Origin of the sequence: Collinsella sp. Sow4_E3, from assembly GCF_052116285.1 — a bacterium.
Classification (GTDB): domain Bacteria; phylum Actinomycetota; class Coriobacteriia; order Coriobacteriales; family Coriobacteriaceae; genus Collinsella.
This window is the reverse complement of sequence record NZ_JBQKLJ010000002.1, coordinates 43,361-62,268: the sequence shown is the minus strand read 5'-3', so window position 1 is coordinate 62,268 and position 18,908 is coordinate 43,361. Positions and strand designations below refer to the sequence as shown.

The 18,908-nt window shown below is 59.0% G+C and carries 17 protein-coding genes and 1 tRNA gene; 14 read left to right on the top strand and 4 right to left on the bottom strand.

Annotated features, from left to right (window positions below; all coding sequences use genetic code 11):
• The first annotated feature begins 247 nt into the window (after positions 1-247).
• The 14 genes from ACTQ48_RS02230 (at position 248) to ACTQ48_RS02165 (ending at position 11,407) form a co-directional block, all read left to right on the top strand.
• Positions 248-1,237 (top strand): PTS sugar transporter subunit IIB, encoded by a 990-nt coding sequence (locus tag ACTQ48_RS02230; protein ID WP_154518426.1) that lies wholly within the window; start codon positions 248-250, stop codon positions 1,235-1,237.
• An 18-nt stretch (positions 1,238-1,255) separates the two neighbouring features.
• On the top strand, positions 1,256-2,074 hold the full coding sequence (locus ACTQ48_RS02225; RefSeq protein ID WP_055285302.1) for a PTS mannose/fructose/sorbose transporter subunit IIC: 819 nt from the start codon (positions 1,256-1,258) through the stop codon (positions 2,072-2,074).
• Positions 2,075-2,090: 16 nt separating this feature from the next.
• The gene (locus ACTQ48_RS02220; RefSeq protein ID WP_154518429.1) at positions 2,091-3,011 is read left to right on the top strand and encodes a PTS system mannose/fructose/sorbose family transporter subunit IID; all 921 of its coding nucleotides are present in this window, start codon (positions 2,091-2,093) and stop codon (positions 3,009-3,011) included.
• A 120-nt stretch (positions 3,012-3,131) separates the two neighbouring features.
• The gene (locus ACTQ48_RS02215; protein WP_427719318.1) at positions 3,132-3,530 is read left to right on the top strand and encodes a DUF956 family protein; all 399 of its coding nucleotides are present in this window, start codon (positions 3,132-3,134) and stop codon (positions 3,528-3,530) included.
• 331 nt (positions 3,531-3,861) lie between these two features.
• A tRNA-Arg gene (locus ACTQ48_RS02210) sits at positions 3,862-3,937 on the top strand.
• Positions 3,938-4,247: 310 nt separating this feature from the next.
• Positions 4,248-5,114: a GntR family transcriptional regulator gene (locus tag ACTQ48_RS02205; protein WP_441570022.1), complete on the top strand. Its 867-nt coding sequence runs from the start codon at positions 4,248-4,250 to the stop codon at positions 5,112-5,114.
• A gap of 216 nt (positions 5,115-5,330) precedes the next feature.
• Positions 5,331-6,035, top strand: a complete 705-nt coding sequence (locus tag ACTQ48_RS02200) for a triose-phosphate isomerase (RefSeq protein ID WP_427727367.1) — start codon at positions 5,331-5,333, stop codon at positions 6,033-6,035.
• Between the two features lie 3 nt (positions 6,036-6,038).
• On the top strand, positions 6,039-6,560 hold the full coding sequence (locus ACTQ48_RS02195) for a YjbQ family protein (RefSeq protein ID WP_427727369.1): 522 nt from the start codon (positions 6,039-6,041) through the stop codon (positions 6,558-6,560).
• 135 nt (positions 6,561-6,695) lie between these two features.
• On the top strand, positions 6,696-6,980 hold the full coding sequence (locus ACTQ48_RS02190; RefSeq protein ID WP_427727371.1) for a PTS sugar transporter subunit IIB: 285 nt from the start codon (positions 6,696-6,698) through the stop codon (positions 6,978-6,980).
• A 102-nt stretch (positions 6,981-7,082) separates the two neighbouring features.
• The gene (locus ACTQ48_RS02185; protein ID WP_427727373.1) at positions 7,083-8,486 is read left to right on the top strand and encodes a PTS galactitol transporter subunit IIC; all 1,404 of its coding nucleotides are present in this window, start codon (positions 7,083-7,085) and stop codon (positions 8,484-8,486) included.
• Between the two features lie 98 nt (positions 8,487-8,584).
• Positions 8,585-9,133 (top strand): hypothetical protein, encoded by a 549-nt coding sequence (locus tag ACTQ48_RS02180; RefSeq protein ID WP_427727375.1) that lies wholly within the window; start codon positions 8,585-8,587, stop codon positions 9,131-9,133.
• A gap of 75 nt (positions 9,134-9,208) precedes the next feature.
• Positions 9,209-9,868 (top strand): class II aldolase/adducin family protein, encoded by a 660-nt coding sequence (locus ACTQ48_RS02175; RefSeq protein WP_441570021.1) that lies wholly within the window; start codon positions 9,209-9,211, stop codon positions 9,866-9,868.
• A gap of 54 nt (positions 9,869-9,922) precedes the next feature.
• Positions 9,923-10,816, top strand: a complete 894-nt coding sequence (locus ACTQ48_RS02170) for a class II fructose-bisphosphate aldolase (protein WP_427727380.1) — start codon at positions 9,923-9,925, stop codon at positions 10,814-10,816.
• Positions 10,817-10,933: 117 nt separating this feature from the next.
• A complete protein-coding gene (locus ACTQ48_RS02165) occupies positions 10,934-11,407 on the top strand; it encodes a PTS sugar transporter subunit IIA (RefSeq protein WP_441570020.1) in 474 nt (157 codons plus the stop codon).
• A 178-nt stretch (positions 11,408-11,585) separates the two neighbouring features.
• On the opposite strand, the gene pknB is transcribed toward ACTQ48_RS02165, so the two are convergent.
• The 4 genes from pknB to ACTQ48_RS02145 form a co-directional block, all read right to left on the bottom strand.
• Positions 11,586-13,535 carry a Stk1 family PASTA domain-containing Ser/Thr kinase gene (gene pknB, locus ACTQ48_RS02160; RefSeq protein WP_441570019.1) on the bottom strand — a complete coding sequence of 650 codons (1,950 nt, stop codon included), beginning with the start codon at positions 13,533-13,535 and terminating at the stop codon, positions 11,586-11,588.
• 133 nt (positions 13,536-13,668) lie between these two features.
• A complete protein-coding gene (locus ACTQ48_RS02155) occupies positions 13,669-16,539 on the bottom strand; it encodes an FtsW/RodA/SpoVE family cell cycle protein (RefSeq protein WP_441570018.1) in 2,871 nt (956 codons plus the stop codon).
• Between the two features lie 16 nt (positions 16,540-16,555).
• Entirely contained in the window at positions 16,556-18,493 is a 1,938-nt protein-coding gene (locus ACTQ48_RS02150; protein WP_441570017.1) for a Stp1/IreP family PP2C-type Ser/Thr phosphatase, read from the bottom strand.
• Positions 18,490-18,906: an FHA domain-containing protein gene (locus ACTQ48_RS02145; protein ID WP_055250779.1), complete on the bottom strand. Its 417-nt coding sequence runs from the start codon at positions 18,904-18,906 to the stop codon at positions 18,490-18,492. The genes ACTQ48_RS02150 and ACTQ48_RS02145 overlap by 4 nt, the downstream gene beginning before the upstream one ends.
• Positions 18,907-18,908 lie beyond the last annotated feature (2 nt).

Genomic DNA, 18,908 nt, shown 5'->3' with positions numbered 1-18,908 from the left:
GCATTCGCGCTTGCCTAAAATCGATATTAATGACCAGCCTGCTTGTATCTGTAAAATGAATGGCTTGATAAGTGACGCCTTGGCGTGTAATCCGTCAAAAAGCAGTAACGTAATCAACTTGTAACAAACCTAGACGTTTAAACAAATTATCCAATCATTCGCATTTTTCTCTATAATTTTACAGGACGAACAGGTATACTCCTTTCATGTCGTGTAGGAAATACGTAGACAAAGAGGAGGTTATGTGATGGTAAGTATTGTTCTTGCTAGCCACGGGGACTTGGCAGCCGGAATCAAGCAGACGGGCTCGATGGTCTTTGGCGATCAGCCGTCTGTGGCCGTGGTCTCGCTCGAGCCGAGCATGGGCCCCGACGACTTCCGTGCCAAGGTCGAGGAAGCAATCGCTTCCTTCGAGGACCAGGAGCAGGTGCTCTTCCTCGTTGATCTGTGGGGCGGCACGCCGTTCAACCAGATCAGCGGTCTCATCGAGGGCCACGATTCCTGGGCTATCGTCACCGGTGTCAACCTGCCTATGCTCATCGAGGCATATTCGCAGCGCTTTGACGCAAAGAACACTGCACATGCGATCGCAAAACATCTCGTGACTGAGGCTAAGGCTGGCGTGCGCGTCAAGCCCGAGTCTCTGGAGCCCGAGGAGAAGAAGCCGGCCACGGCCGCCGCTGCTCCTGCAGGCGCCATCCCTCCGGGAACGGTCATCGGCGATGGGCACATCAAGATCGCCCACGTCCGTATCGACACCCGTCTGCTGCATGGTCAGGTGGCCACCACGTGGACCAAGCAAATCAACCCCAACCGCATCATCGTGGTTTCCGACGGCGTTGCTCACGACGAGCTCCGCAAGACCATGATCGAGCAGGCTGCCCCTCCGGGAGTCCATGCCAACGTCGTGCCCATCAAGAAGATGGCCGAGGTTGTCAAGGACACGCGCTTTGGTGACACCAAGGCCATGCTGCTCTTTGAGAACCCGCAGGATCTGCTCAAGGCTATCGAGGCCGGCGTCGACATCAAGGAAGTCAACATCGGTTCCATGGCTCACTCCAAGGGCAAGGTCGTCGTCACCAACGCCGTCGCTATGGGCGATGACGACGTTAAGACTCTCGAGGCCCTCAAGGCCAAGGGCGTCAAGTTCGAGGTCCGCAAGGTTCCTTCGGATTCCTCCGAGGATCTCGACGCCATGTTGAAGAAAGCTAAGGCCGAACTGGCCGCTCAAGCATAGTAAAGGAGGGTCCGATACATGTCTGCAATCACTATTCTGCTTGTTGCGATTGTCGCGTTGCTTGCCGGTATGGAAGGCATTCTGGATGAGTTCCAGTTCCATCAGCCGCTCGTGGCATGCACGCTTATCGGTCTCGTAACCGGTCACCTTCAGGAGGGCATCCTCCTGGGCGGTTCGCTCCAGATGATGGCCCTTGGCTGGGCTAACGTCGGCGCTGCCGTCGCGCCTGACGCCGCTCTGGCCTCGGTCGCTTCTTCGATTATCATGGTGCTCGCCCTCAACGGTGGCGCCACCGATTCGGCCAAGGCCGTTACCGCCGCCATCGCCGTCGCAGTCCCGCTGTCGGTCGCTGGTCTGTTCCTGACCATGATCTGCCGTACCCTGGCTACCGCTATCGCTCACGCCATGGACGGTTGCGCCGAGAAGGGTGACTTCTCCGGCATCGAGCGCTGGCAGTACGCCGCCATCCTCATGCAGGGCCTTCGTATCGCCATCCCGGCAGTACTTCTGTGCATCATCCCGGCCGAGGCGGTTACCAACGCGCTTAACGCTATGCCCGACTGGCTGTCCGGCGGTATGGCTGTCGGCGGCGGCATGGTCGCTTCCGTCGGTTACGCCATGGTCATCAACATGATGGCCACCAAGGAGACCTGGCCGTTCTTCATCCTCGGCTTTGTCCTTGCTGCCATCCCTCAGCTCACGCTGATCGCTCTTGGCCTCATCGGCATCTCCCTTGCCCTCATCTACCTTGGCCTCAAGGATCTGGCCAAGCAGGGTGGCGGCATGGGCGGTGGCTCCGGTGACCCGCTCGGCGACATTCTGAACGATTACGAGTAGGAGGGGAGTGATACATATGGCAGAGAACAAGATTCAGCTCACCAAGGCTGACCGCAAGAAGGTTTGCTTCCGTCATCAGTTCCTTCAGGGCTCGTGGAACTACGAGCGTATGCAGAATGGCGGCTGGTGCTTCGCAATGATCCCTGCGATCAAGAAGCTCTACACCAGCAAGGACGACCAGATTTCCGCGCTTAAGCGCCACCTGGAGTTCTATAACACCCATCCCTATGTTTCCGCCCCCGTCATTGGCGTTACCCTCGCTCTCGAGGAGGAGCGCGCCAACGGTGCACCGATCGATGACGTTGCCATTCAGGGCGTCAAGGTCGGTATGATGGGCCCGCTCGCCGGCGTCGGCGACCCCGCCTTCTGGTTCACCCTTCGCCCGATCCTGGGCGCTCTGGGCGCTTCCCTGGCCCTGTCCGGCAGCATCGCCGGTCCGCTGCTGTTCTTCTTCGCGTGGAACATCATCCGTTACGCCTTCCTGTGGTACACGCAGGAGTTTGGCTATAAGGTCGGCTCCTCCATCGCCAAGGACCTCTCCGGCGGTCTGATGGGCAAGGTCACCGAGGGTGCTTCCATCCTGGGTATGTTCATCATCGGCGCCCTGGTCGAGCGCTGGGTGTCCATCTCCTTCACCCCGGTCGTCTCCAAGGTCACGCAGTCTGCCGGCGCCTTCATTGACTGGGCTAACCTGCCTTCCGGTGCCGAGGGCATCAAGGAAGCGCTGACGATGTACAACTCCGTCGGTGCTACCGCCCTTGATCAGGTGAAGGTCACCACGCTTCAGGCTAACCTCGATCAGCTCATCCCCGGCCTTGCTGCCGTGTGCCTGACGCTGTTCGTCTGCAAGCTGCTCAAGAAGAAGGTCAGCCCGATCGTCATCATCCTGGCTCTCTTCGCCGTCGGTATCATCGGTCGCGTTTGCGGCTTCATGTAAGCACGCTTCGGCTTAAGACCGAGAGTTGCTAGGCAAGGGCTTTTGAGCCATTGAAACGGACCGCACCCGGTGGGTACACTGGATGCGGTCCGATTGTTTTATTTGGAGGGCGAGGCGCGCATGGCGCAATCTCAGAACAGCACGGTCGATCTGGCAACACCGGCAACCTGCCTGATGGGGCTTACCAGCCACGGTAACGTGATGGTGGGCAATAAGGCGTTCGAGTATTACAACGAGCGCAATCCCGAGGATTTTATTCAAATTCCGTGGGACGAGGTCGACTATATTGCCGCCGAGGTTTTGCGCGGCACTAAGAAGATCACGCGTTTTGCTATCTTTACCAAGGATAACGGCCACTTTACGTTTTCGACGCGCGACGACAAAGAGACGCTTCGTGCAGTTCGCAAGTACGTCGACGAGGATAAGCTTGTGCGTTCGCCTGACTTTATCGATGTGACGGCCAAGGGCGCCAAGAGCATCCCCTCCGTTATCAAAGGCCTTTTCCACAAAGGCAACTAGTCGCCTGCGACGTTCTCAAACGACTAGTCATTAAAGAACGTCCCCAATGACTACCTGTAGCTCTTCGCGGGATTCGCTGGGGAAATATCATCCCAGTTTGAGCGCCTATTCTGGGATGCAGTTTCTGGAACAGGCTCATTTGGGAAACCATATCCCGTTTCGAGCTCAAATTTCGGGTCGTAGTTTCCTAGAGAGGCCCCATCCGGAAAGCCCGTCCCAGAATTCGTCTGGATAGTGGGACACGCTTTCCGGAAGGCTGTCCCACCGTAACTTCGAAGAGTGGCTATGCGCTGCATGGCAGTGGCGCAAATCTGCTACACTAGTACAACATGCCTCCGTAGCTCAGGGGATAGAGCACCGCTCTCCTAAAGCGGGTGTCGACGGTTCGAATCCGCCCGGGGGCACCAGAGCAATATCGAGCCCGGTACCACCACGGTGCCGGGCTCTTCTGGTCTAAGGGCCGGATTCGGGCCGTCGACACCCGCGTCACCGATTTTCCCGCGGGGGGAGTTTTCGAATCCGCCCGGGGGCACCAGAGCAATATCGAGCCCGGTACCACCACGGTACCGGGCTCTTCTGGTTTAAAGGCCGGATTCGGGCCGTCGACACCCGCGTCACCATCTAACAAGCCATTCTTACCCACTCTTTGCCCGCTAAAATAACGGTGGGCGAACGGTTTCGTCCGTTCTTCGATTTCTCGGCACGTTATGCAACGCCATGCGTTATGTTGTACAAGAAGTAGACAACTGGGAGGCGATCGAACTGGCTGCAAATTTTGACGTTCATGAAACCGTTGCAAGCGGTCCTGCGCTGGTTCATGCGCAGCACGGAGCACCGAGAAATTCGATTGACCTTGCCATACTCAAGTCGAAAGATCCTATCTATTTGCAGCTTGCCGAGATTATGCGAGAGCGGATATTTACCAAGCAGTGGACCGCCGGAAGCAAGATTCCTTCGGAACACGAGCTTATGAGTGTGTTTGGGGTTGCGCGCGGTACGGTGCGCAAGGCGCTGAAATCGCTTGTCGAGGAAGGTCTGCTGGTCCAGGTGCGTGGCAGCGGAACGTATGTTGCCGAACCAGGCATTTCGCATCCGGCCGGTGTTCGCCCGCTCTCGTTTGCCGATTCGCTACACGAGCAGGGCAAGGAGTTCGAGACGCATGTTCTCGAGCAGCGCGTGACCCCGGCAAGTGCCGAAGTGGCGGCGGAGCTGGGTATCGAGCCCGGCGTTGAGTCCATGTTTATGCGCCGCGTGCGCACGGTGGACGGCGAGCCCATCATGTGCCAAGAGAGCTGGCTGAATCTACCGGAGTGCCCGGGACTGTTGGATATCGACTACACCCAGGAATCGCTCTTCAACGCCGTTCAGCAGTGTTCAGGGCGCAAAATCAAAATCTCGCACATGCGTTACAGCGCGCGAACTGCCGGCATCGAATACGGCGAGCTACTTGGCTGCAGCGAGTCGGCCGCGCTGCTGTTGCTAGAACAAAACATCTGCCTGGAAGACGGGGTCTGCATCGAATGGACCTATACGTGGTTTAAGCCGGGGCAGCATATCGTAGGAACGGCCGAACAGGCCGACTAGCCGGTCTAAGGCAAGATGCTCCCATGCTGCCTGTATTTACTGACTCCGCCGTTCATGGGAAATAATCGACCGTTCAAAGAGCGCAACTCCATATCAGGTACATAAAGCTGTTCATTCTGGTATACAACTAGATGTACACAGTGAAGTGTACAACTAGTCTATTAGTTGTCCATCGCTACGGGGCTGCGAGGACAGAGAGTAGAGAGGCTTGATGCTATGGAGAAAACTCAGCTCAGGACGCCGTTTTTTGTGGTGAATCCTAAGTCGTACCTGTACGGCGAGGATATCTATGCGCTCGCAAAAAAGACCGATGAGCTGGCGGCCAAGTACGACTTTGACGTGCTGTTCACCGCGCAGCTGATCGACCTTCCGCACATCATCGAGACCTGCCCGCACTTGATTCCGTGTGCGCAGCACATGGAGAGCCTCAAGCCCGGTCGCGGCATGGGCCATGTGCTTCCCGAGGCCCTTGCTGCCGCAGGCGTCAAGGCGACGTTCCTCAACCATGCAGAGAACCCCTGCACCGTTCACGAGCTCGCTTCCACCATTGCGCGTGCCAACGAGGTGGGCATCCTTACCGTCGTGTGCGCCGACTCCGTGGAGGAGGGCGAGTGGATCGCCGGCCTGCACCCCGATGTCATGGTGTGCGAGCTGACGAGCCTTATCGGCACCGGTCAGGTCGCAGGTGAGGACTACATGCGCGAGTCGACCGAGGCCGTCAAGGCGGTTTCCCCTCAGACCAAGGTACTTCAGGCAGCTGGTATTTCCACTGGCCAGAACGTTTACGACGCCATCAAGTACGGCGCCGACGCAACGGGTGGCACCTCTGGCATCGTTGCCGCCGAGGATCCGTTTGCAACGCTTGACGAGATGTTCGAGGCACTCGATCGTGCTCGTACCGATTTTTGCAAGGAGGCGTAAAACATGGCTGTCTACAAAGAGACCCTAAAGACGGACACGCTCGCTGGCAAGCCGACGTATGTCGATATTACCGACGGCGTTGCCGCTGCCGTCGAGAACTCCGGCATCAAGGAGGGCACCGTCACGGTGATTTCCTGCCACACCACCTGCGCGGTCTTCTCCGAGGAGTTCGATCACGACTACACGCCCGCGGGCGACACGTATCTCCAGGCCGACCTGAATGCCGGCCTCGAGCGTATTTTCCCGGAGCAGCACGACTGGAACACCTACCGCTATCCCGGCCTGCGCCACTTTGAGGAGGTTGAGTCCTGGCCCAACCTGGAGGCTTGGCTGCCGGGCGGTGACCGCACCATGCTGTGGAACGGCGACGCGCACCTGCGTTCCACGCTGGTCGGCAGCAACCAGACGTTCGAGGTTGCCGAGGGCAAACTCGAGATGAACGGTCTGGCGAGCATCTACCTCGTTGATTATGACCGCACCCGCGAGCGCACGCGCAAGGTGAAGGTCGTGGTGATGGGCGATTAGCCTTCCACCATCCGGTGACGGATAAACTGGTAGCCGTGGAGCCGGAGCCAGCGAACCGCCATATATAAATTGACGGGCAGTTCCGGTTCTAGTGGGTTACTTTTAGTAATACGTTAATTCCGAAAGGAGAAAGATATGAAGAAGATTCTGTTGGCCTGTGGTTCTGGTATCTGCACTTCTACTGCCGTTCACAAGAAGGTCGAGGAGATGCTCATCTCCAAGGGCTATGCCGGACAGTTCGAGATCACCCAGTGCAAGGTTTCCGAGGCCCCTTCAAAGTCCCCCAACTTTGACTTCCTGATCGCCACGACCATGGCCCCTGCTGGTCTTCAGTGCCCCTACGTCAACGGCATTCCCTATCTTACCGGTGTTGGCACTGCCGCTGCTGAGGAGCAGATCCTGGCCCTGATGGCTGAGTAGTCCCTGCCGAAAAGGGATCACCCGGCTAAAAACTAGCGTTGTATTGGAAGGGACATACGTCCCCAGGATAACTGTGTCTATTTTGAAAGGGGATAGAACGCGATGGACGCAATTCTTGGCTTTTTCTCGTTCATTAACTCGCTGGGCGTATCTGTGGTTATGCCCATCGTCATTACGATTCTCGGCTGCGTGCTCGGTGCGGGCTTTGGTAAGAGCTTGCGCGCCGGCCTGACGGTCGGTATTGGCTTTATTGGCCTCAACCTCGTCATCAATAGCCTGCTTGGCACGACGCTCGCTCCTGCCGTTCAGGAAATGATCGAGCGCTTTGGTTTCAGTCTGTCCGTTATCGATGTCGGTTGGCCTGCTGCCGCCGCCATCGCGATGGGCTCGGTCGTCGGTACCATCATCATTCCGCTCGGCCTCATCGTTAACATCGTCATGCTCTTGACGAACACCACTCAGACCGTCGACGTTGACATCTGGGACTATTGGCACTTCGCCTTTACGGGCGCCCTCGTCGCGATTGTTACGGACAACATCGCCATGGGTGTTATCGCTGCTGTCCTGAACATGATTATCATCATGGTTCTGGGCGACTACACTGCTCCGCAGGTCGAGAAGTCTCTGGGTATGCCCGGTGTCTCCCTGCCGCATGGTTTCACTACCGCCTATGCACCGATCGCCATGCTCTTTAACTGGATTATCGATCACATCCCTGGCCTCAGGGACATCGACATCAACGTTGACGATCTTCAGCAGAAGTTCGGCATCTTCGGTGAGCCCATGATTATCGGTTCCGTTATCGGTCTCGTTATCGGCTCTCTTGCATACTGGAACGGCGCAGACATCCAGACCTCTCTGGCCAGCGTGCTCACCACCGGCGTTTCCCTCGGCGCTGTTCTGGTTCTCATCCCGAAGATGGCAGCCCTGCTCATGGAGGGCCTGATCCCCATCAGCGATTCCGCTTCCGAGTTCGTTCAGAAGCGTTTTAAGAACCGTGGCAAGATTTACATCGGTCTCGATTCTGCCGTGGGCGTCGGTCATCCGACCACCCTCACCATCGCTTATATTCTGGTTCCCCTGATGATCGTTCTGGCCGTCGTGCTGCCGGGCAACAAGGTTCTGCCCTTTGCTGACCTTGCAGTTGTGCCTTGGATGTTCGTTCTCATCACCCCGATCGTTGAGAACAACGGCTTCCGTGGCATCCTGATCGGTATCATTGTCCTCGCCGTTGGCCTGTACATCGCTACTGACCTTGCTCCGCTCATCACCACGGCTGCCAACAACGTTGGATTTGACATCGCCGGTGCTACCGGTGCTGCTGACACCATGATTTCCTCCATTTGCGACGGCGCTAACCCGCTCACTTGGGTCATCACTCGCCTGAATGGCTGGCTCGGCTACATCGGTGCCGCTATCGTCGCCGTGGTCGCTATCGGTATGGCTGTCTGGAACCGCGCTCGCATCCTCAAGGAGGCCAAGGCCATGCATGAGGTCGAGGCGTAAGTTATCCTACTAAGCTGGTTTAATGCAGGGCTGATTTAATCGGATAGGACCTGGCGTGTACGGTGTGTGTGCGCCAGGTCTTTTTGAAACGGGGCACTATGAAGACGACCTACAGCTATCTCAAACGCTATTTCTTTATCGAGGTTACTCTAACGGGGATAGTGTGCCTGGCGGCCCTCCTCGTGTGTCCCTATCTCGCCTATAAGGGTATTGTCCCCGGCATCATGATCGTCTTGATGGTTCCGGCCGCTTATCAGGTATGGAACACGTTCGTGGCAATTGCCAACCCGCAGACGGTTGAGATTGACGATGAGGCGATCGCTTTTTCTGCGTGGGGTAGGACCGACCGATATCTGTGGAATGACGTGACGTCCTTCCGCGTTAGAGAGTTCCCCTCCGCTGGAAAGATTTATATCAGAGTTAACAACAGTGGGCTTTTGAGGGGTCGTTATTGGCTCCAAACGCGTGTCATGACTGACGGTCGTGAGCTGTTCCAGAGGATTTGTGACCTGGAGTACAAGATTCATCCGGATACGCTTAAGGCGCGCGCCCGCAGGGTCAACTCCGAGTACCTGGAAGCAGAGAAAGCTTCCGATGATGAAAAACCAAAAAGCCGCCGTCATGACCGTAAGGGCAAAAAGCACTAATAAAGAAATCAATGCAGCGATTTTGCCTTTTCGATTTGGCGGGGCCGAAGGATTCGAGAACCGCGAGGTAAAGAAATGTTTGATACACAGAAGCAGGAAGTTCTGAACGCTGCTCTCAAACTCGATCGCTACGGCCTTATTGCGTTGTCGGGCGGTAACGTAAGTTGCCGAATGGACTCTGGTGAGGTTCTTGTCACGCCTTCGGGCATGATTTACGACGACATGGTCCCCGAGGACATTCTTGTTGTTGATCTCGATGGAAATATCATCGAGGGAGAGCGCAAAGCGTCTGTGGATACCGAGGCGCTGCTGTACATCTATAAGAACATGCCGCAAGTTAACGCCGTAATCCATACGCATCAGCCATATGCGACTGGTCTGGGACTTGTCATGGACGAGCTTCCCTGCAATTTGTCCACGATGGCAAATGCGACTGAAGGACCGGTTGCCGTGGCGGAATACGGTGATCCGGGCAGTCTGTCTATGGGCGTTGAGGCCGTTAAGGCGATTGGCGATCGACTTGCGGTCGTTTTGAAGCATCACGGCGTCATTGCGGTGGGTCGCGATCTTCGTCAGGCACTCTTCTCTTGCGTCTATCTCGAGGAGGCGGCAAAAACTGTTTCCGTGGCTCTGTCGACGGGGATGCCTATGGCGACCATGACTCAAGAGCAGATAGATGAGGCCGTTGCGGTATTCCACCGTTACGGGCAAAAGCCCATCGACCAAGACGCGTAAAGCTTCATTTGGCAACTCCATCTCAAATTACTAACTTGATAGGAAGGAACTACCATGCTTGTCAATCTTCGTGATATCTGTGGTATCGCCGAGCAGAACAACATGGCTATCGCGGCGTTTAACACGCCGAGCCTCGAGGCCGTCCGCGCTGCGATCGACGCCGCCGAGGCAACGGGGTATCCCGTGATCATCCAGCACGCCGAGTGCCACGACGACATTACGCCGCTCGATGTCATGGGCCCTGCAATGGTCGCGCTTGCCGAGCGTTCTACCGCGCAGGTGTGCGTACATCTCGATCATTGCGAGAACCTGTCCTACATGCGTCGCGCGCTCGAGATGGGCTTCAACGGCGCGATGTTCGATGGATCTGCGCTTCCTTACGAGCAGAATATCGCTAACTCCAGCCGCGCCGCCGCCATGTGCGCAAGCTTCGATTGCGGCCTTGAGTGCGAGCTGGGCAGCCTGGGAGCTCGTGAGGGCGATATTCTCGAGGACGGCTCCGCTGCTCCCGAGGGCGGTTCCGGTGCAACCTACACCGATCCCGACCAGGCGCTCGATTTTGTCGCCTCCACCGGCCTCGATATCCTTGCCTGCTCCTTCGGAACCGTGCACGGCCTGTATCGCGGCGAGCCCCAGCTTTCCTTTGAGGTGCTCGACCAGATTCGCAATCGCGTCGAGATTCCGCTGGTCATGCATGGCGGCTCCGGCGTATCCGATGAGGATTACCACAAGGCCATCGACGCCGGCATCCGTAAGATCAACTACTACACCTACGGCGTAAAGTATGCCGGCGAGACAGTCTGCGACCTTGTCCAGTCGCGTCGCGCCAACGACAGCAATGCCGTAGTGTACTGGCATGATATGACCACTGCTGCCTACGAGCGCCTGCTCGAGGATTTCACGCAGGTCATTCGCGTCTTTGCCAACGGCGCCGAGCCGCTCGCCTAGTAGCCCCCTGGGATCGCGGGGGCGGAAGGTCCGTCTCCGCGATCTGTTTTAATTCTTCATTGAGCTATATGTGCCCTCGTTGTTTTCAAAGGGTGCGATGTATCTGAAAGGAACGCCATGTCTGCTGTTGACACCGATCTTTTTAAGCCGGAGCTCGTTTTCTTTGATTTTGAGGCCACTGACCGTGTGGACTTCTTTAAAAAGCTTGGCGAGGAGCTCAGCTCTCGTGGTTACGTTAAGGACTCGTGGTTCGATGCCATTATGGAGCGCGAGACCAATTACCCCACCGGTCTTGGTTGCCAGGCCATCAACGTCGCGATTCCGCACGTCGACCCCGAGCATCTCGTAAAGCCCTACATTGCCATCATCAAGCCCAAGACTCCCATTGAGTTTGAGGCTATGGGCGGTATGGGCGATCCCGTCCCCGCCGAGTTTATTGTGAACCTGGGCCTGCTTGCCCACGCCGAGGGCCAGGTGTTTATTCTCCAGGCGCTGATGGGCATCTTTATGGATGATAACTCCTGTGCCGAGATCCTGGCTCAGGATACTCCTGAGTCCATGGTCGAGACCATGGTGAAGTTCTGCGGCTAGCAATTACTGCATCACATATCTGTTGTCACCTGGGAGGCTCGCTTCGGCGGGCCTCTTTGCGTTGCTATGGAGCCTTGGTCTGTCGATAAAGAAAGCGCCCGCTTGCTGGGGGAGCAAGCGGGCGCCTGTGAGCGAATATGTTTGCGGCATCAGCCGCTGTGGGCAATGGTCTCGATGGCTAGTTGGTCGTGCCGGAATCGTCGCCTGAATCGGTGCCAGAGCCAGAAATCGAAACCGTCAGCGTGATCGTGCTGTCGGTGGACTGCTTGCCAGTGGGGGAGACGCCCGTCACGGTGGCGTTTTCGTTACCACTCACGGGGTTGCCGTTCTGATCGCAGAATGCGATGTTGTAGAATCCGGCGTTGTTGAGCGCGGTGACGGCGGAGGAGATACTCTTGCCGTACAGGTTGCCCGGAACGTTTGCCTTGCCGGACTTCTTGGCGATGACGACGGTAATCGTGGCGCCGGGCTTTTGCTTACCGCTGGGGTTCCAGCTAATGACGGTGCCCTCGGTGACGGAATCGTTCTCCTGATAGGTCACATCGACGCCGAAGCCGGCCATATCGAGGGCGTTGCGTGCCTGAGCCTCGGTCATGTCGGTCAGATCGGGAACGGAGGTGGTGTCGGGTCCACTCGAGACTTTGTACGAAATGGTCGTGCCCTTCTCGACTTCCTTGCCCGCATCGGTGCCCTGTTCAAAGACTTCGCCCTTTTCGGCCTCGTTGGCTTCCTCGGTGGCATTGCCCTTAAGGCCGACGCTTGCCAGCGCCGCCTCTGCCTGGTCCTTGGTCAGACCAACGAGCTGCGGGACATCAACCTTCTCGGAGGGCTTGGGACCCTTGGAGATTACCAGATTCACCTTGGTGCCCTTGGGCTTCTTGGTGTGACCGTTAGGAGTCTGCTCGACAACCTTTCCCTCGTCGACGTCGTCGTTGTAGCTCTGGTCAATGGTTCCGACGTCAAGGCCGGCATCCTTAATCAGTTCGACGGCGGTCTCCTGGTCCTTACCCAACACATCGGGAACCGGGACCTGCTCGCCGCCAAAGAGTCCGGTGGCAAAGGCCACGATGACGCCGATTACGGCTACCGCAGCAACTACGGCGGCGATGATCTTGTTCTTGTTGGATTTGGGCTGCTCGGTGGCGTAAGAGCCGGTTGAACTCGAGACGGAGCTGCGAGCGTTATTTTGTCCGCTCACGCCCGAAACGGGGCGTACCATGGCGCGCGTCTGGTCGGATAGCTCTCGGGTCTTGGTGGCACCCAGGTCGCCAACGGCGCCGATAACGCGCGTAGGCTCCGGCACGTTGACGGCGCGACCAGACAGGTAGCTGTTGAGCACCTGACGCAGCTCGTCGGCCGTCTGGAAACGGTTAGCCGGATCTTTTTCCATGCACTTGAGGATAATGCGCTCAAGATCGGCATCGACACCGGAGTTGATCTGGCTCGGCGGCACGGGCAGCTCGTTGACCTGCTTGAGTGCGACCGAGATGGCATCGTCGCCGTCGAAAGGCACGCGGCCGGTGGCGCACTCGTACATCACGACGCCCAGCGAGTAAATGTCCGAGGTGGGGCCTAGATCCTGCCCGCGGGTCTGCTCGGGACTTACGTAGTGGGCGGTGCCCAAAACGTTGTTGTCCTGCGTAAGGTGGCTGTTCTTGGCGCGCGCGATGCCAAAGTCCATGACCTTGATGTTGCCGTCGGGCAGCACCATGATGTTCTGCGGCTTAATATCGCGGTGGATGATCTCGTGCTTGTGGGCGACCGAAAGTGCGGAGCTGATCTGCGAGCCGATCTGAGCGACCTTTTTGGGGTCAAGGGCGCCGTGGCTCTTGATGCCGCTCTTAAGGTCGGTGCCGCGCAGGTATTCCATGACGATGTAATAGGTGTCGCCGTCCTTGCCCCAATCGTAGACGCCGACGATATAGGGGGAGGAGAGGCCGGCGGCTGCCTGGGCCTCCTGCTTAAAGCGTGCGGCAAAGGTGGCGTCGCCGGCATATTGCGGCAGCATGATTTTGATAGCTACCGTGCGGTCGAGGACCTGGTCCTGTGCACGGTAGACGGTCGCCATGCCGCCTGTCCCTACCTTATCCTTGAGGAGGTATCTTCCCCCGAGGACCCTCTGTTCCATTCCTGCTCCTAACATGACTATTCGCTCAACGATGTGTGTAGTACCAAATTTGAGGCCGCTGGGGCCGTGTGGCGCATTGCCGCTAGCGTTATCGGCCGCGGCACGCCCCATGCTTGCGCATCAATCACGGGCATCACGCTCCCTGGGCGGCAAGCGCCGCGGTCAGGACGATGCCGGCGATCTTTGCCGCCTCGACGTCGTGCTTGTCGTAATCCTCCAAGGCTACCGAGATGGCGACCGTGGGTGAATCGTAAGGCGCAAAACCGACGAACATCGAGTTGACGTTGGTACCGACGGTCTCGGCAGAGCCGGTCTTGCCGGCAACCTTGACGCCCGGAATCTGGGCATCGGTGCCGGTGCCGGATTGAACGACGTCGAGCATGGCCTGTTTGACCTGTTCGGCCGTGGTGGCGCTGACGGCCTGGCCCAGTGAGCGGGACTGCGTGGTCTTGACCACGGTTCCGTCTGGGGCGAGCACCTGGGCAACGAAGAACGGGTCCATGACGACGCCGCTGTTGGCGATGGCCGCCGCAATAACGGCGTTCTGCATGACGGTGGTCTGCGGACCCGGCGTGTGGTCCATGCCGACGGGCTGGCCGGCGCCGGCCCAGGCGGTTTCCCACTCGGTCATGAGCGAGGGGTCGGCCATGATGGACGCCGTGGCGGTTAGGTCCTGACCGAGCTTTTGGCCATAGCCAAAGGCGTTGGCGAACTGTACGAGTGAGCTGGCGCCGACCTCGTTTGCCACCTGACCAAAGACGACGTTGGACGACACGGCAAAGGCCTGCTGCAGGCTAATCGTGCCGTAGCTCTCATTGGCGGAGTTGGTGACCGGTGCATTGCCGATATCCATGGAACCGGGCGCCTGATAAGTGCTCGAAAGGCTTGCGGTGCCGGTCTCGAGTGCCGCCGAAAGCGTGACGACCTTAAACGTGGAGCCCGGAGTATAGAGGGCGTCCATGGCGCGGTCGTACATAGAACTGTCCTCACCGCCGCCCGATTGCAGCAGGGCGTCGATGTTGGTGTTGTCGTAGGTGGGCGAGCTGGCGCATGCGAGCACCGCGCCAGTGCGCGGGTCCATGACCACAATGGCGCCCTTAAAGCCCTTGAGAGCCTGTTCGGCGGCCGTCTGGATGCGGGAGTCGATGGTGAGTTTGGCGGTGTTGCCCGGCTGGTTTTGGCCCGCGAGCGACGCGATGGCGTTGTTCCAGCTGGAGTAATCCTTGGAACCGGTGAGCGTGTCGTTCATCACGCTCTCGATGCCGGCGGTACCGTACTGCTGGCTCACATAGCCAACCACATGGGCGGCCAGGTTGCCGTTAGGGTAGGAGCGTACGTAGGTGCCGTCCTCCTGTTGCAGCGATTCGGCCAGCGTCACGCCGTCGGACGTGATGATGGAGCCGCGCTGGATGTACTTGGAACGGGCGATGGTGTGATTGTTAGTCGGCATATCCTGGTAATCCTTGGCCTTGATGACCTGGACATAGGTGAGGTTGCCGATGAGGATGGCGAACAGGGCCGTAAAGGCAAACACCGCGCGGGTTAGGCGGTTGGCGAGCGCCACGCGGCCGAGCACGCCAGATTCGGGCGTATCGAGCAGGCGACGACGCATGCGCGAGCCGGTGGAGTGGCTGCCACGGCCGTAGGAAGACGAAGAAGCGAAGCGCGTGCCGGCATGCGCCGCGGCAGAAGCGACCTGGTCGTCAGTGATGGCGGCCATGGTACCGGTGCCGGTGAGCTCGGCTTCGCGACCGGTGGCCTCATCGCCGGCGCGCAGCAAAAGCGCGACAATGATAAAGCTCGCCAGCAGCGAGGAGCCGCCCTGGCTCATAAAGGGCAGGGTGACGCCGGTCAGCGGAATCAGGCGGGTAACGCCGCCAACGATCAAGAAGGCCTGGAAGCTAATGGCGGCCGTGAGGCCCGTGGCGCTAAATGCGGCAAGGTCGGACTTAGCGCGGGCGGCCGTGGTCAGGCCTCGCACGGCAAAGAGCATAAACAGGACGAGTACGGCGCCGCCGCCCAAAAGGCCCATTTCCTCGCCGATGGCCGAGAAAATGAAGTCGGACTCGACGACGGGGATGTTATTGGCCATGCCATTACCGATGCCAACGCCGATAAGACCGCCGTCAGCCAACGAGAAAAGGGATTGCACAATCTGGTAGCCCTGGCCCTGGGCATCCTTAAAGGGGTCGGCCCAGATCTGGAAACGTACCTGGACATGCGACAGGAACTTGTAGGCGCCCACGGCACCCACTGCCAAAAGCGCAAGGCCGATGACGACATACGAGAAACGTCCCGTGGCGACGTAGAGCATCAGCAAGAAGATGGTGTAGAACAGCACGGCGGAGCCCAAGTCGCGCTCGAAGACAACGACCAGAAGGCATACACCCCACACAGCGAACAGCGGTAGCAGCAGGCGCAGGCGCGGGACCTTGAGGCCCAAGATCTTGCGATTGGAGATGGAGAGTAGCTCGCGGTTTTCGGCTAGGTATCCGGCCAAGAACAATACGATAAAAATCTTGGCGAACTCGCCGGGCTGGATGGTGAAGCCGGCGATGCGAATCCACAGCTTGGAGCCCGAGATGGTGGTGCCGATAAAGATGGGCAGCATCAGCAAGATGATGCCGATGATGCCAAAGGTGTACTTGTAGCGCATGACCACATCGAGATTCTTGATCATCGCGAGCGTGCCCACCATCAGTGCCACCGAGACAAACAGAATGACGAGCTGCGAGATGGCGAGGGCGGGTGCCAGACGCGTTACGAACGTGATGCCGATACCCGAAAGCACAAAGACGATGGGCAGGATGGCCGGATCGGCACCGGGCGCCAGGATGCGCACGGCGATATGCGCCGCGGCGAAGGCGGCAAAGAGACCGATCGGCACGGCGAGCGTTTCAAACGAGATGGAAGCGCCTGCGGTGAGCACGTACATCGCATACAGCAGGATGACGGGGAACGCCGAGGCGATGAGCAAGAGCATTTCGGTGTTGCGGCGACTCATAAGCGGCACCCCCTTTCTAATTCTTATCGGAGGCTTCGGCCTCGGCGGACTGTTCGGCGGTTTTTTCGGAATTCGATTTGGAAGTCGATTCCTGGTCGGTGTTGTCGCGAATCGTTTGCGCGTCGATCACCTGGCGGGTCTGTTCCTCATCGATTTGATGACGGTACTTGGAGATAGTGTCCTGCGCGTCGTCGACACTCGTTTGCGGAATGCCTGCTTTCAGGCGATTCTGCGTGTCTTCGGGTAGGTCGGATAGCTTGATGGCGGTCGTGCTCTCGAGCCAGTGCAGCTTAAGGCCGAGCGGCTTGCCGGGAATGCCCCGGTAGACCGCGACGGTGTCCTTGTAGGTGCCCAGGTAATACGAGCCGGTGACGCCCGCGTAGGCCCAGATGGCTGCCGCCAGCACAAAAGCGATGCCCAGGATGGCGGCAATGGTGACGTTGCGGCGGCGAACGCGCTTCGCCTCGCGCATGACGCCGTCGTCGACCAGGTCCACAACGACTACCGTCACGTTGTCGTGGCCGCCGGCAGCGAGCGCGGCGTCCACCAGGTTGTCGACGCAAATCTGCGCCGTAGACGATTGCGTGGCGATGTTTTCGATTTCGCTATCGGGAATCATGCTCGAAAGGCCGTCCGAGCACAGGATCAGGCGGTCGCCCTCTTCGATGTGCAGGGTAAAGTGGTCGGCATACATGGCGGGGTCCGAACCCAGCGCACGCGTGATAACCGAGCGGTTGGGATGGACGCGCGCCTCATCGGCCGTAATTTCGCCAGCGTCCACGAGCTCCTCCACATAGGAGTGGTCGCGGGTCACGCGGATGAGCGTGCCCTCGTGGAGCAGGTAGGCGCGCGAGTCGCCCACGTGGGCGATGGCGAGCATGTCGTTTTCGATATAGGCGCAGGTCGCCGTGCAGCCCATACCGGGCTTGCCCAGGCCGTTGAGTGCGGCCTCGATGACGGCGGCGTTGGCAGCTTCGACGGCTGCGGCTAGGCGCGCGGCGTCGGCAGCCTGTGGCGCCGTCTTGGCGATGGTCTCGACCGCGATGGAGGAGGCTACCTCGCCGGCGGCGTGACCACCCATGCCGTCGCACACGCAAAAGAGCGGCGACTGTACCAGGTAGGAGTCCTCGTTGTGCGGACGTACGCAGCCAACATCGGAGCGGGCGCCCCACATGAGTTGCGTGGTGGTGCCGGCATCGTAGGTCGAATCGGTCTCGATGCGCTCGTCGGTCAGCGGCTCAAAACTCATGGTCGAACCAGGGTCCTTGAGCTTGGCCTCCACGGCGGCGACATCAATCTCGGCCGTGTCGCCGGGCGAGACGGCGTTGGCCTCGTTGCTCGGTTCGTCGACTTTAGACGTGGCGGGCACTTCGGTTGTGTGGTCGGCAGACTCTTCGTCTTGCGGGGCGACGGCTGCGGGCTCGGGTGCCGCAAAGTGTGCGGGCGCGGGCGTGCTGTGGGGCTGAGAGGCGTCCTCCGTCGCTGCGACGGGCATCTCTTCGGCCGTAGGCTGCACGGCCTCGGGCGCCGATGCGGCCGCGGGGGAGGATGCCGCCGCGGGTGCCGGTGTAGATGCGGGCTCGGGCGCTGCGGTGGGTGCTGGAACTACGGGAAACACCGGTGCCGTGGGCTCGGGGGCCAAAAACACCGCGGCGCTCTCATCGATTGCCGCGGCGACAGACTCGGCAAAGTGGGCCGGCGCAGGTGTAGTTTCCGGTGCCGAAGGTTGATCGGCAACGGCGTGCGCGCCGATGGGGGCATCGGTGGAATTATCTTCATCCTGGCCATCGATGGGCATCGGATGGTCTTGCGTTACATGCGAAAGAGGCAGGGAGAACACGGTGTCCTCGGGCTCCACGGGCGCAGGGCCCGCCGGGGCGGCATGAGCCGGCACGGCCGCGGGGGCAGCCAGCGCCTCGGACATGGTTGCGGACTTGTTCTCCTCGTCGATCATCGACGGTTCACCTTCATGACCACGTCGCCAATCTGGACTTCGTCGCCCTCGCGCAGCGTTGCGGGCTCCACCAGCTGGCGGCCGTTAACAAGGGTGCCGTTGAGTGAGTTGAGGTCCTCGATAATAAGTGCCGGGCCCTGCAGCGAAAAACGCGCATGCGAGGCAGAGACAAACGGCTCGTTGATGCAGATGTCAGATGACGGCGAACGACCGACGATGACGGGGCCAAGCATATCCACGTGAATACCGCGGATGCCGCGCGGGCCCTTGTCCACATCGATCGTCCAGATGGCAGAGTCGCGGCGCTGGCCGCGCACGAGCCCCACGCCGGTCTTCATGACGGCGAACAAGAAGATATAAAGCAGGACGACCAGTACGATGCGGCCTGCAAAAAGGACGATATCGATGTTCATAA